Genomic DNA, 12,922 nt, shown 5'->3' with positions numbered 1-12,922 from the left:
TTGCGTAAAGTCCTGCAACTTGTAGGACGTATCTGAATTTTGGCTGAGGCCACTTGAATCTCCCTTGCTGGTGATAGGTTTCCAACCTGAATCAAGTACAGGGAGTTCATATATGCGCGTCAATCTAGAGGGGAAAGGTCAGGCGGTAGATGGCGATGTCACCACAACGGGTGCTGTCTGTATTGCGACGGGGGCCGGCTATCTAGACGAAGGCCGAATGGTGCTCCGTGAAGGCGACCACACCACGCCATGCCCCCTTTGTGGGCAGGCGGGAACTGTCGCCGAAGGTGTGGATCACTTTATCTCAGATGGCCAGCGGGTGGCTATGGATGGTGCGTTGGTTGTCTGTGGCTGTTCGCCGGGCACCAACCGGGTAGTCGCGCCCTTGTATGAGGCTCCGCCCTCCATGCACTCCATTGCAGGGCGTGCCAATACCCACGCTGCCGAGCTGTCACCCACCTTCAACCCCGAGCGCTTCTCCCAACCGGTAATAGGTGCACTGCCTGGTTCGCTGGAGCCTGGCTTCTACGTGGTTCCACGACGCATGTCGTTTCCCCAGATACTGCTTCAACTGGCCGGTCACGATTCCACGTTGCCGATCTCACGGTTACAGCGGCTCAACCCCACGTATGCGCAAGGGTTCAAAGCTGGGGAAATCTTCGTTATCGGTGATCCTGACAATGGAAATGCCTGCACACGCGAAGAGGGAGAGCTTATGGCGGCTGCGCAGCATGCGCGGCGTGCGCTGGAGGCACTCGACTACGTCGAAGCGGATTTCATGATGCAGCACCAGGCGGAAATCGCCGGCTTGCTCAGCAACGCCAGTCTGTCCATGGGCGTGGGCAAGGACATGCTGGATCAAGGCTTGAAACAAGTAAGCAATACCTTGACCAGCATCGAGCAATTGCACCAGCGTGAGTTCATGCACCATGGCCATTTGAATAGTCCGGGTTTCTTCGCCGAGCGCAGGCGGTTGTTGCAGCAACTGGATGGCCAGTTGAAAGCGGCGTTGCTTAATAAGCAACTGAATCTGGGGAACTATGAGCGGCTGAAGAAGCGCTTGAATATCTCTACCAAGAGCCTGGTGCACCATTGGTCGAAAGCGGGCGGACCGGGGCAGATTCCGGGGTATGCGACACATCTTGAGAAGGTGGCGCGGTTAAGTAAGTACCTGCAATACGGAGGGTATGCAGCGATTGGGCTGGGCGGGACCTCGTCTTATCTGAAAGTAAAAGAAGTCTGTCGGGCCGGGGAGACTCGTGCTTGTCGAAAGGTTCGGTTTACTGAAGCGGGAAATTTTGTAGGGGGGCTAACGGGAGGGTTGGTAGGCGCCTCTGGTGGAGGTGCTGCAGCAGCTGCGTTATGCGGTATTTTTGCGGTGGGTACCGGTGGGTTTGGTGCAGTGTGCGGGATTGCGATCGTTGGCGCAGCCTCTTCTGCAGGCGCTATTGGTATTGGCGCCCTCGGAGAGCGGACCGGTGAACTCCTTCATGAGGTGACTGATGATCGACTTTGACAATTGGTCCCCATTGTTGCAAATAGGATTCCTGATTGCGCCTTTCGTCCTGGGCCTTGCGGGGATCGCTATCAATGTGAAAATTGCTTTGTCGGGTGATTTTGATGTCGCCCTTTCAGCGATCACGAGCAACCCCTATCTTGAGCAGATGAAACCCGTATGGGGCGGACGAAACCTAAGGCATCGATGCCTACTGATGAGTACAGTAAGCGCTTTGGTCACATTCCCAAGGTTACATTTACGCCTCGGATGGTTGAACGAAGCGGAGCTTGACAATTTTCCCCCAAAGTTGAGGCGAGATATGGGAGCAGCCCTTTGGTTGATCTTGATTGCCTCACTTTGGGGAGCGGTTGGTTACTTCATCATCAAGCAATGATTGCAACTCAGACCCGTAACTGTGGGTCATTCCTTTTTTCTCCCGTTGTTTTCTTATCGTTAGCTGCTTTTTCTATCGTCTTGTCGTCTTTATTCAACGTCTGCCCCCGCGTCTTGATCAACGAAATCACCACCCCACCCAGCAACAACCCGAATGTCACGCCCAACGACAGCAGCGCCGGCACCTTGCCCACCATGCCGTGGTAGAAAATCTTGCAGCCAATGAAGATCAACACCAGTGCCAGTGCGTACTTGAGGTAGACGAACCGGTGCATCAGCGCCGCCAGCGCGAAATACAGCGAGCGTAAGCCGAGGATGGCGAAGATGTTGGAGGTGTAGACGATGAACGGGTCCTGGGTGATGGCGAAGATCGCCGGCACGCTGTCGACGGCAAACACCAGGTCGGCCAGTTCGATCAGTACCAGCGCCAGAAACAGCGGGGTGGCATAACGCAGCGCCTTGCTGTGCCCGGCCGGGGTGTGGCGTACGAAGAAGTGCGAGCCATGGATCTGGTCGGTAACCCGCATGTGCCGCCGCACGAATTTGAGGATCGGGTTGTTGGCCAGGTCCGGGCGACTGTCTTCCTTCGACAGCGCCATTTTCACCCCGGTAAACAGCAGGAAGGCACCGAAGATGTACAGCACCCAGGCAAAGTTCTGTACCAGCGCCGCGCCCACGCCGATCATGATGGCCCGCAGGAACACCACGCCCAGGATGCCCCAGAACAGTACGCGGTGCTGGTAGCGGCGGGGGATGGCGAAGTAGGTGAAGATCATCGCCATGACGAACACGTTGTCCATGGACAGCGACTGTTCGACCAGGAAACCGGTGTAGAACTCCAGTGCCGACTGCGCGCCCAACTGGTACCAGACCCCCGCGCCAAACAGCACACCGACACTGAAATAGCCTGAATACAGCAGCAGGCTCTCGCGCATTTCAATTTCCCGGTCGTGGCGGTGCAGCACGCCCAGGTCGAGCACCAACAAACCGATGACGATGGCCATGAACACCAGCCACAACCAGGCGCTGGTACCGAGGACAGGTGTTGTGAGGAATGCTTGCAGAGCTGTCATGAGCCCCTCCTTGAATGTCGACGTTGCAAGGCAACAGTGATCCGACATGGCGGCTTGGCAGCCGTCAGAGGGGCCCGGTATCACATGGGCTTGAGCCTAGACCCGTTTGCCCGTGATGCCGAATGGGGAGCTGTTACATTTCTTTGCCAGTGCAGCGCTCAGGACCGCAATCCTTTGCTCAGCCCGTTCCCTTCTATTAAGTAACCCCGGTTATAGCCAAAACCAATCGAAAGCATGAGCTTTGCCAATGAGCCTTCAGCGGGATGATTAGTTAGGATTCTGTCCATCAACTGATTCCAACCCCATGAAGGAGTGTCTCTCATGCCAATCATCAACAGCCAGGTCAAACCCTTCAACGCCACCGCCTACCACAAAGGCGAGTTCGTTCAGGTCAGCGAAGCCGATCTGAAAGGCAAGTGGTCTGTCGTGTTCTTCTACCCGGCCGACTTCACCTTCGTTTGCCCGACCGAGCTGGGTGACCTTGCTGACAACTACGCCGAGTTCCAGAAACTGGGCGTGGAAATCTACGGTGTTTCCACCGACACCCACTTCACTCACAAAGCCTGGCACGACACTTCGGACACCATCGGCAAGATCGAATACCCGCTGATCGGTGACCCGACTCACGTCATTTCGCGCAACTTCGACGTGCTGATCGAAGAAGCCGGCTTGGCCGACCGCGGTACCTTCGTGATCAACCCGGAAGGCCAGATCAAGATCGTCGAGCTTAACGACGGTGGTGTAGGCCGTGATGCTGCTGAACTGCTGCGTAAGGTCAAGGCTGCCCAGTACGTTGCCGCTCACCCAGGCGAAGTGTGCCCGGCCAAGTGGAAAGAAGGCGAAGCCACTCTGGCGCCGTCGCTGGACCTCGTAGGCAAGATCTAAGGTCATGCCCATAACGCGGGCGGTAAGCAGCCGCCAAAGCTGAAGTACCTACCGCCCCGTCAAGCGCCCGGGCGACCTCGCCTGGGCGTTTTTGTATCCGAGTTTTGAAAAAGGAATCGCCCGTATGTTGGACGCCACGCTTAAATCGCAACTGAAAACCTACCTGGAGCGGGTCACCCAGCCGATCGAGATCGTTGCTTCCCTCGACGACGGCGCGAAGTCCCGCGAATTGCACGACCTGCTGGTAGAGATTACCGGCCTGTCGAACCTCATTACCTTCAGCGCGGACGGTACTGATGCCCGTCGCCCTTCGTTTTCGCTGAACCGCCCGGGTGCCGATATCAGCCTGCGCTTCGCCGGCATCCCCATGGGCCACGAGTTCACCTCGCTGGTGCTGGCACTGCTGCAAGTGGGTGGCCACCCGTCAAAGGCCAGTGCCGAAGTGATCGAGCAGATCCAGGCCCTGGAAGGTGAATTCAACTTCGAAACCTACTTCTCGCTGTCGTGCCAGAACTGCCCGGACGTCGTCCAGGCACTGAACCTGATGGCGGTACTCAACCCCAACGTGCGCCATGTTGCCATCGACGGTGCGCTGTTCCAGGACGAAGTGGAATCGCGCAAGATCATGGCGGTTCCGAGTATCTACCTCAACGGTGAAGTGTTTGGTCAGGGCCGTATGGGCCTGGAAGAAATCATTGGCAAGATCGACACCAACGCTGGCGCCCGCCAGGCCGAGAAGATCAACGCCAAGGAAGCCTTTGACGTGCTGGTTGTCGGCGGTGGCCCCGCTGGCGCCGCTGCTGCCATCTACGCTGCCCGCAAGGGCATCCGTACCGGTGTTGCCGCCGAGCGCTTCGGCGGCCAGGTGCTGGACACTCTGGCCATCGAGAACTTCATTTCGGTGCAGGAAACCGAAGGGCCGAAGCTGGCCACGGCGCTGGAAGAGCACGTCAAACAGTACGACGTCGACATCATGAACCTGCAGCGCGGTGACGCGCTGATTCCGGCCGCCGAGGGCGGTCTGCACGAAGTGCGCCTGGCGGGGGGCGCTTCGCTGAAGGCCAAGACCGTGATCCTGGCCACTGGCGCCCGCTGGCGCGAAATGAACGTGCCGGGTGAGCAAGAGTACCGTGGCCGCGGCGTGGCCTACTGCCCGCACTGTGACGGCCCGCTGTTCAAGGGCAAACGCGTGGCGGTGATTGGCGGCGGCAACTCGGGTGTGGAAGCGGCCATCGACCTGGCCGGTATCGTCGCCCAGGTGACGCTGATCGAGTTCGACAGCCAGTTGCGTGCCGATGCGGTGTTGCAACGCAAGCTGCGCAGCCTGCCGAACGTCAACGTGATCACCAGCGCGCTGACCACCGAGGTGCTGGGCAATGGCGAGAAGGTCACCGGCCTGCGCTACAAGGACCGCACCACGGATGAACAGCACGAAGTGGCACTGGAAGGCATCTTCGTGCAGATTGGCCTGTTGCCCAACACTGACTGGCTGAAGGGCACCGTCGAGCTGTCGCCGCGTGGCGAAATCATTGTCGACGCCAAGGGCCAGACCAGCATCCCGGGTGTGTTTGCCGCAGGTGACGTGACTACCGTGCCGTACAAGCAGATCGTCATTGCGGTGGGTGAGGGGGCCAAGGCGTCGCTCGCGGCCTTTGACCACCTGATTCGGACTTCGGCACCGGCGTAAGCCAGTACGGCTCTTTCGCGGTTGAAGCCGCTCTCACAGGACTGTGCAGTTGTTGAAACTGTGAAGATCCCCGTAGGAGCGGGTTTACCCGCGAAGAGGCCGGCCCTGCTGGCCAATCTCCAGCCGCCTTTCACCGTTGCTGCCGCTACCGTATTCGCGGGTAAACCCGCTCCTACACAGATCGGTTGTAGACACACATCGGAGGCTGGACACAGGTCGTCGTGTAGGAGCGGGTTTACCCGCGAAAGGGCCGGTGCAAGTAAAGCAGGACCTGAAGGTGTCTATGCTTACTGCAGACCCCTCAGGAATCACACCCATGACCCTGATCAGCCGCGAACCCTGGTGGCTAGTCCCCCCAAAGCCCGGGCAGCAAGAGCAGGACCTGCACTGGGGCTACCTGGAAATTTACGCCGACGGTCGCGCTGTGTTCGTCGACCAGCGCCCCACTGACCGGGAGCTGGCCGAGCGCAAGAGCTGCCGCAATTTCCCCGACCCCGAGCCGTGACGGCTCAGCCTTCCAGCTCGGCCAGGCGTGCTTCCAGCGCCGCAATGCGGGCTTCGAGGGCCTCGATGCGTTCTTCGGACACACTGCCGCCACTGGTGCGCGCGCCGCCTTCCTGCTGCCGTGCAGCGAGAATTGCCTCGATTTCCGCTGGGTCGCCCAAGGCATGGGTGTAGCGGTCTTCACGCTGGCCGGCCTGGCGTGGCAGGTGCAAGGCCAGGCCGCGCGAGATCAGGCGCTCCAGCTGATGCTGGATCTGCTCGGTGTCGTCGAAGTCGTGCAGGCGGTTGCTACGGGTCAGCAGTTCGTTGAGGGTTTGCGGGCCCCGCAGGAACATCAGGCCCATCAGCACCAACTGCGCTGGCACCAGCTCAAGTGCCTTGTCTACCCGATGTTCCCAGCGGTCGGCACGGCTGCCCATCTGCAGGCGGGTCATGCCCTGACCTTCGAGGACGCGCAGCGCCTGGCCAACCTGGCCTTGGGTGAGGTTCATCACCGGTTCGCGGCTGGTCTTCTGGTTGCAGGCCAGGACCAGGGCATTGAGGGTCAGCGGGTAGCTTTCCGGGCTGGTGGCCTGCTTTTCGATCAGCGAGCCGAGAACGCGGACCTCGATGCTGTTGAAGCGGCCTTCACCTGCGGTTTCGTGTTCTGACATGGCCCTGTCTCGTGGCTGGGGAAAGGCCACTAGGGTAGGTAATGCGATCGCGTAAGGCAATTGGGGCCGCAAAGCGGCCCCGGCCCGCTTAGCCGTTACGTCGCTCTTGGGCCTGACACGCCGCCGCGGTGAACAGCACATCGGTCGAAGAATTCAGTGCCGTTTCGGCAGAATCCTGCAACACGCCGATGATGAAGCCCACCGCAACCACCTGCATGGCAATTTCGCTAGGGATGCCAAACAGGCTGCACGCCAGCGGAATCAGCAGCAGCGAACCCCCGGCCACGCCCGAGGCGCCGCAGGCGCACACTGCTGCCACCACGCTGAGCAGCACGGCAGTCGGCAGGTCCACCTGGATACCCAGGGTATGCACGGCGGCCAGGGTCAGCACGGTAATGGTGATCGCCGCACCGGCCATGTTGATGGTCGCGCCCAGCGGGATCGACACCGAGTAGGTGTCTTCATGCAGGCCAAGGCGTTCCGACAACGCCAGGTTCACCGGGATGTTGGCGGCCGAGCTGCGGGTGAAGAACGCGGTAATGCCGCTTTCACGCAGGCACAGCAGCGTCAGCGGGTAGGGGTTGCGGCGGATCTTCCAGAACACGATCAGCGGGTTCATCACCAGCGCCACGAACAGCATGCAGCCGATCAGTACCGCCAGCAGGTGCAGGTAGCCAAGCAGCGCGTCCAGGCCCGACTGGGCCAGTGTGGAACTGACCAGGCCAAAGATGCCCAGCGGGGCGAAGCGGATGACCACGCGCACGATCAGGGTTACACCCGTGGACAGGTCTTCGACCACGGTACGGGTGGTTTCGCCGGCGTGGCGCAGGGCCACACCCAAGCCGATGGCCCACGTCAGCACGCCGATGAAGTTGGCATTGAGCAGGGCATTGACCGGGTTGTCTACCGCACTCAGGAGCAGGTTCTGCAGCACCTCGGTGATGCCGCCTGGCGCGCTCAGCGAGGCTTCGCTGGTGCTTAGTGCCAGGTGCGACGGGAACAGCATGCTGGCAACCACGGCCACCACTGCTGCGGCAAAGGTGCCCAGCAGGTACAGCCAGAGGATCGGGCGAATGTGGGTTTCCTGGCCGTGACGATGGTTGGCGACCGAAGCCATGACCAGGATGAACACCAGCACGGGCGCAACCGCCTTCAGGGCGCTGACAAACACCTTGCCAAGAAAGGCCAGGTCGCGGGCGATGGCAGGTGCCAGCAGGGCGAGGGCGATGCCGGCGAGCAGGCCGATGACGATCTGAGTCACCAGGCTGGTGCGGTTGAGGAAGCGGAGGAGAGGGGTCATGTGCAGCGGTATCTCGGAATCTGGAAAGGGCGGACTTTACCATAGAGCACCTGGTGGGCACGGCGCGCCTTGTTGCTAGTCAATGAGGCTTGGATGGCTACCAGTGAAACAACTCCCGCCGCGCCCCCTCGGTAATCGCCACGATCCCTGGGTGCTTGACCTTGCGCTCCACCGAAATGGCGTAGAACGACTCGTGCACGGCCTCGGTCTGCCCGATCAGTTGCACGCCATACTGACGGCACACCTCCTCGGCGATTACGCTGGGCGCAACGAAAATGCCGCTGCCCGACTGCCCGAACGCTTGCATCAAGGCACTGTCATCGAACTCCCCCACGATCCGTGGCTGCACCTGCTGCTCGCCCAGCCACCGCAGCAAGCGGCTGCTTACCACGGTCTCCTGGCCGGGAACCAGCAGCGGAGCATCCTGCAGGCAAGCTGGAAAAGGGCCTTCAAGCCGTTGTGCCAGCGCCGGGGTGGCGAAGAAGCTCAGCCCGCACTCGCCCAGCTTTTGGCTGTAGCACTTGATGTCCAGGTGGTTAGGCATGGGGCTGTCGGAAATCACCAGGTCCAGGCGTTGAATAGCCAGGTCTGCCAGTAACCGCTCGAGTTTGTCTTCGCGGCAGTTGATGCGCAGCACCTCCTCCAGGTCCATGGTCGGTGCCAGCAGGCGGTAGACAATGGATTTGGGCACGACGTCAGCCACCCCCACACGGAACAGGATCTGCTCCTGAGGGCCGGCACGCAGCATGGCTTCGAGCTCGCTGCCGATCTGAAACATCTGCTCTGCATACACCAGGGCCTGACGGCCGGTTTCTGTCAGTTCCAGCTGCCGGCCGGCGCGCTGGAACAGTTCCAGGCCGTAGGTTTGCTCGAACAGGGTGATCTGCCCGCTAATGGTTTGTGGTGTGAGGTTCAGCTGTTGGCTGGCGCGGGTGATGCTGCCCGTCTTGGCCACGGCCCAGAAGTAATGCAGCTGGCGATAGTTAAGCACCGTCGGTCGTTCCGATTCGTAAAAACCGAAGTATATGCCATGAAAATACGAATTTTCCTGAACTATTGCCGTCTCTAGAATGCACGGCTATCAGGCGCCATGCGCCGCCGGGTTATTTCAAGCGAGGACACCATGCTGCAACTCAAATCCATTGGCACCCCATTGGTGCTGGCTTTGGCCCTGTTCACCCTGGCAGGCTGCGACCAGGCCGAGAAATCCGCCCAGCAGATGCTCGACCAGGCCGCGCAGTCGGCCAAGCAGGCCATCGACGACACCAACAAGGCTGCCCAGCAGGCGCTGAGCGAAGCCATCGGCGGCGAAGGGCAGAAGCCCAAGCATGCCGAGAAGAAAGAAGAAACCCAGGAAATTTGACCCCAACCGCTGCTGCAGGATTTGAACAATGGAATATTTGCTGGAACTCGCCGCTAGCCCTACCGCCTGGGTTGCCCTGGCTACGCTGGTGGCCATGGAAGTTGTACTGGGCATCGACAACCTGATCTTCATCTCGATCCTGACCAACAAACTGCCGGTGGAGTACCGCTCCAAGGCGCGGCGTATCGGTATCAGCATGGCCTTGGTCATGCGGCTGGCCTTGCTCAGCACCGTGGCCTGGATCGTCCAGTTGACCGACCCGGTGTTCGAAGTGTTCGGCAACGCCTTCTCGTGGAAAGATGTGATCCTTATTGCCGGTGGTCTGTTCCTGCTGTGGAAGGCGACCAAGGAAATTCACGAAAACGTCGACCCGCATGGCGCCAAGGAGGAAGCCAAAGTCTCCTCCACGGTTACCCTGGGCTTTGCTGCGGCGATCTTCCAGATCCTGCTGCTGGACATCGTCTTCTCGGTCGACAGCATCATCACCGCCGTGGGCATGACCGAGCACCTGCCCATCATGATTATCGCCGTTATCACGGCTGTGATCGTGATGATGGTGGCCGCCGACCCGCTGGCCAACTTCATCAACGACAACCCGACCGTGGTCATGCTGGCGCTGGGCTTCCTCATCATGATCGGCATGACGCTGATCGCCGAAGGCTTTGGCGCCCATGTACCTAAGGGCTATGTGTATGCGGCCATGGCATTCTCGACGGCTATCGAGGTCCTCAACATCCTGGCCCGCCGAGCGCGTCTGAAGCGTGAGGCGGCTGAAGGTTGATGTAAAAAGGGGCGCCTCGCGCCCCTCTTGCGGACAAGCCCGCTGCACAGGTATTCGCGTGGCACTGGCAACGCGAATACCTGTGCAGCGGGCTTGTCAGTCAGTGGGCTTCGGGAAATCCTGAGGTTAGCTCACCCCGGCATGCCGCCGCGCCCGGCTTACAGGCTGTGGCTTGGCGGGTACCTGCGGTGGCAGGTGGTGTGCATGACGCCGCACGATACGCAGTACACCCCACAGCATGGCGGCTGCGACGCTCAGCCACATGCCTACCAGCATGAGAATTGCCATGGTCAGGCTCATCTGTGCCTCCATCTTTGCGGCAAGCGCTTGATTGGGCCGCGTTTACCTTCCAGACACTGCTTTAGTCTAGCCCTTTGTCTGTGACGTTCCATCGAACAATGGTCTATCTCTAGGGCCGATTCGCTCCAAGGCGCTGTCGGACTATACCCGCGCCGCTGTCGGACCTATGATCGGTGGCCAGAGCCGGGCGCTGCCTGCCCGGCGTTGGAACAAGCGAGTGTCCATGGAGCAACATTCCTTCAAGGCTGCCCCCCGGCGGCTACTGGCTGCCTGTCTGCTGGCTGCCACGCTGGCCGGCTGCGCCAGCGCACCGCACGGCAACCTCAAGGGCCTGCCGCAGCGAGTCGAGATCAGCAGCGTGCCGTTCTACCGTGGCAACGCCAACCACAGCGGGGCCATGGCGCTCGCGGCAGTGCTGTCGCAGCAGGGGGCGCCTATTACGCCGGGCTTGCTGGATAAGCCGCTCAACCTGCCTCAGGGTGCCGAAACGCTGGATACCGCTATTCCCCGTGTGGCACGGGATTACGGTAGGGTGGTGTACCCGCTGGACAAGCAACTGGACGCGCTGCTGACCCAGGTGGCGGCGGGCAACCCGGTACTGCTGCGTTACGAGGAAGGTTCGGCCTGGTGGAGCGAGCCGCGCTATGCGGTGTTGATGGGGTATGACCGTTACAAGCAGCGGGTGCTGCTGCGCTCGGGCATGCACCGGCGGCAGGTGATGGCATTCGATGAATTTGCATCGGCATGGGAGAAGCAGGGGAGTTGGGCGGTGCTGGTGCAGCCACCTCGGCAACTGCCGGCCCAGGTTGATCGCCAGCGGTGGTTGCATGCTGCGGATGAATTGGCCAAGGCCGGGCAAGAGATTGCGGCGAAGCAGGCGGTCAATAGCCTGAACGAATAGCGTTGCCTGTGCCGGCTTCTTCGCCGGCAAGCCCGCGCCCACAGGATTTGTGCTTATTGCACAGTCCGTGTGGGCGCAGGTTTGCCGGCGAAGAGGCCAGGCCTGCCTGAATCAGAAGCCCAGGCGATCGCGCAGGCTGTAGTACCAGGCACCGATGGCGCTGAAGGGTACGCGCAGCATCTGGCCACCCGGGAACGGGTAGTGCGGCAGGCCGGCAAAGGCGTCGAAACGCTCTGCCTGGCCGCGCAGGGCCTCGGCCAGCACCTTGCCCGCCAGGTGGGTATAGGTCACGCCGTGGCCCGAGCAACCCTGCGAGTAGTAGATGTTGTCGCCAATTCGGCCAACCTGAGGCAGGCGCGACAAGGTCAGCAGGAAGTTACCGGTCCAGGCGTAGTCGATCTTCACGTTCTTCAGCTGCGGGAAGGCCTTGAGCATTTTCGGGCGGATGATCGCCTCGATGTTGGCCGGGTCACGCGCGCCGTACACCACGCCGCCACCGAAAATCAGGCGCTTGTCGCTGGTCAGGCGGTAGTAGTCGAGCAGGTAGTTGCAGTCCTCGACACAGTAGTCCTGCGGCAGCAGGGTGCGTGCCAGTTCTTCGCCCAGTGGCTCGGTGGTGATCACCTGCGTGCCGCATGGCATGGACTTGGCGGCCAGCTCGGGTACCAGGTTGCCCAGGTAGGCGTTGCCGGCAACGATGATGAACTTGGCGCGGACCTTGCCCTGCGGGGTATGCACGACCGGGTTGGCACCGCGTTCGATACGCACGGCCGGGGTTTGCTCATAGATGATGCCACCCAGCGACTCGACCGCGGCAGCTTCACCCAGGGCCAGGTTCAGCGGGTGGATGTGGCCGCCGCTCATGTCGAGCATGCCGCCGATGTAGCTGTCGCAGGCAACCACTTCGCGGATGCGCTTCTGGTCCATCAGCTCCAGCTGATTATGGCCAAAGCGTTCCCACAGGCGCTTTTGCGATTCCAGGTGGCCCATCTGCTTGCTGGTAAGGGCAGCGAATACGCCACCATCTTTCAGGTCGCACTGAATGTTGTACTTGGCCACGCGTTCACGAATGATGCGCCCGCCCTCGAAGGCCATGTGGCCCAGCAGTTGTGCCTGCTTGGGGCCGACGGTGCGTTCGATGACGTCAATGTCGCGGCTGTAGCTGTTGACGATCTGGCCGCCGTTGCGGCCCGATGCGCCGAAGCCGACCTTGGCCGCTTCGACGATGCTCACCTTGAAGCCGTTCTCCAGAAGGAACAGGGCGCTGGACAGGCCGGTGTAGCCGGCACCGATGATGCACACATCGGTTTCCACCTCACCCTGCAGCGCCGGACGTGGCGGCACCGGGTTGGCCGAGGCGGCGTAGTAGGACTGGGGGTAGGGTGTGTTAGCCATGCTGCAGGAACCTCGTGTTTTATATTTTTAACGAATGTACCGATGCTATCAATAATAATAAACACCCGCTAGTCGTCTGGTGAAAATCCTTTACGGGCCCCCCTCAGCCAGCCTCTCTATAAAGAGTTTAAGATTCAGTAGGTTAGCGCGAAAAAAAGTGTTGACAGGGTTTTTGTAATGCGTAGAATG

General features: G+C 60.6%; 14 protein-coding genes. 8 read left to right on the top strand and 6 right to left on the bottom strand.

Features of this window, described 5'->3' with window-relative positions; genetic code table 11:
• The first annotated feature begins 112 nt into the window (after positions 1 to 112).
• Together ACF8Q6_RS09525 and ACF8Q6_RS09520 are read left to right on the top strand one after the other, a co-directional pair.
• Positions 113 to 1,516, top strand: coding sequence for a PAAR domain-containing protein (locus tag ACF8Q6_RS09525; RefSeq protein ID WP_392492365.1), 1,404 nt, complete (start codon positions 113 to 115; stop codon positions 1,514 to 1,516).
• Complete coding sequence (locus tag ACF8Q6_RS09520) at positions 1,503 to 1,892, top strand: hypothetical protein (RefSeq protein WP_060537715.1); 390 nt, start codon at positions 1,503 to 1,505, stop codon at positions 1,890 to 1,892. Before ACF8Q6_RS09525 ends, ACF8Q6_RS09520 begins: the two co-directional genes overlap by 14 nt.
• Positions 1,893 to 1,899: 7 nt before the next feature.
• On the opposite strand, the gene ACF8Q6_RS09515 is transcribed toward ACF8Q6_RS09520, so the two are convergent.
• Positions 1,900 to 2,964 carry a TerC family protein gene (locus ACF8Q6_RS09515; RefSeq protein WP_392498706.1) on the bottom strand — a complete coding sequence of 355 codons (1,065 nt, stop codon included), beginning with the start codon at positions 2,962 to 2,964 and terminating at the stop codon, positions 1,900 to 1,902.
• 321 nt (positions 2,965 to 3,285) lie between these two features.
• Between ACF8Q6_RS09515 and ahpC the strand changes: the two genes are divergently transcribed.
• From ahpC to ACF8Q6_RS09500, 3 genes are all read left to right on the top strand, one after another.
• Positions 3,286 to 3,849: an alkyl hydroperoxide reductase subunit C gene (ahpC, locus tag ACF8Q6_RS09510; RefSeq protein ID WP_003250537.1), complete on the top strand. Its 564-nt coding sequence runs from the start codon at positions 3,286 to 3,288 to the stop codon at positions 3,847 to 3,849.
• 124 nt (positions 3,850 to 3,973) lie between these two features.
• Complete coding sequence (gene ahpF / locus ACF8Q6_RS09505) at positions 3,974 to 5,536, top strand: alkyl hydroperoxide reductase subunit F (RefSeq protein ID WP_392490101.1); 1,563 nt, start codon at positions 3,974 to 3,976, stop codon at positions 5,534 to 5,536.
• 316 nt (positions 5,537 to 5,852) lie between these two features.
• Complete coding sequence (locus tag ACF8Q6_RS09500) at positions 5,853 to 6,041, top strand: hypothetical protein (RefSeq protein ID WP_003250541.1); 189 nt, start codon at positions 5,853 to 5,855, stop codon at positions 6,039 to 6,041.
• 4 nt (positions 6,042 to 6,045) lie between these two features.
• Here ACF8Q6_RS09500 and ACF8Q6_RS09495 read toward each other — a convergent pair whose 3' ends face one another.
• The 3 genes from ACF8Q6_RS09495 to nhaR all read right to left on the bottom strand — a co-directional run bounded on the left by ACF8Q6_RS09495 (position 6,046) and on the right by nhaR (position 8,984).
• The gene (locus tag ACF8Q6_RS09495) at positions 6,046 to 6,693 is read right to left on the bottom strand and encodes a YceH family protein (RefSeq protein WP_004573713.1); all 648 of its coding nucleotides are present in this window, start codon (positions 6,691 to 6,693) and stop codon (positions 6,046 to 6,048) included.
• Between the two features lie 88 nt (positions 6,694 to 6,781).
• Positions 6,782 to 7,993: a serine/threonine transporter SstT gene (gene sstT / locus ACF8Q6_RS09490; RefSeq protein ID WP_014753754.1), complete on the bottom strand. Its 1,212-nt coding sequence runs from the start codon at positions 7,991 to 7,993 to the stop codon at positions 6,782 to 6,784.
• Positions 7,994 to 8,090: 97 nt separating this feature from the next.
• Positions 8,091 to 8,984, bottom strand: a complete 894-nt coding sequence (gene nhaR / locus ACF8Q6_RS09485) for a transcriptional activator NhaR (protein WP_004573709.1) — start codon at positions 8,982 to 8,984, stop codon at positions 8,091 to 8,093.
• 132 nt (positions 8,985 to 9,116) lie between these two features.
• Between nhaR and ACF8Q6_RS09480 the strand changes: the two genes are divergently transcribed.
• Together ACF8Q6_RS09480 and ACF8Q6_RS09475 are read left to right on the top strand one after the other, a co-directional pair.
• Positions 9,117 to 9,356, top strand: a complete 240-nt coding sequence (locus ACF8Q6_RS09480) for a hypothetical protein (protein ID WP_392493371.1) — start codon at positions 9,117 to 9,119, stop codon at positions 9,354 to 9,356.
• A gap of 28 nt (positions 9,357 to 9,384) precedes the next feature.
• Positions 9,385 to 10,137 carry a TerC family protein gene (locus ACF8Q6_RS09475; protein WP_003250551.1) on the top strand — a complete coding sequence of 251 codons (753 nt, stop codon included), beginning with the start codon at positions 9,385 to 9,387 and terminating at the stop codon, positions 10,135 to 10,137.
• Positions 10,138 to 10,263: 126 nt separating this feature from the next.
• Here ACF8Q6_RS09475 and ACF8Q6_RS09470 read toward each other — a convergent pair whose 3' ends face one another.
• Positions 10,264 to 10,437, bottom strand: a complete 174-nt coding sequence (locus ACF8Q6_RS09470) for a hypothetical protein (RefSeq protein ID WP_392490442.1) — start codon at positions 10,435 to 10,437, stop codon at positions 10,264 to 10,266.
• A gap of 166 nt (positions 10,438 to 10,603) precedes the next feature.
• On the opposite strand from ACF8Q6_RS09470, the gene ACF8Q6_RS09465 reads away from it, so the two are divergent.
• The gene (locus ACF8Q6_RS09465; protein WP_392490443.1) at positions 10,604 to 11,338 is read left to right on the top strand and encodes a peptidase C39 family protein; all 735 of its coding nucleotides are present in this window, start codon (positions 10,604 to 10,606) and stop codon (positions 11,336 to 11,338) included.
• Between the two features lie 111 nt (positions 11,339 to 11,449).
• On the opposite strand, the gene ACF8Q6_RS09460 is transcribed toward ACF8Q6_RS09465, so the two are convergent.
• Positions 11,450 to 12,733, bottom strand: coding sequence for an FAD-binding oxidoreductase (locus ACF8Q6_RS09460; protein ID WP_003250557.1), 1,284 nt, complete (start codon positions 12,731 to 12,733; stop codon positions 11,450 to 11,452).
• Between the last annotated feature and the right edge of the window lie 189 nt (positions 12,734 to 12,922).

The sequence above is a fragment of the Pseudomonas sp. GLN_2 genome (genome assembly GCF_043106005.1).
GTDB lineage: Bacteria > Pseudomonadota > Gammaproteobacteria > Pseudomonadales > Pseudomonadaceae > Aquipseudomonas > Aquipseudomonas alloputida.
This window is presented reverse-complemented; position numbering and strand designations above follow the sequence as displayed.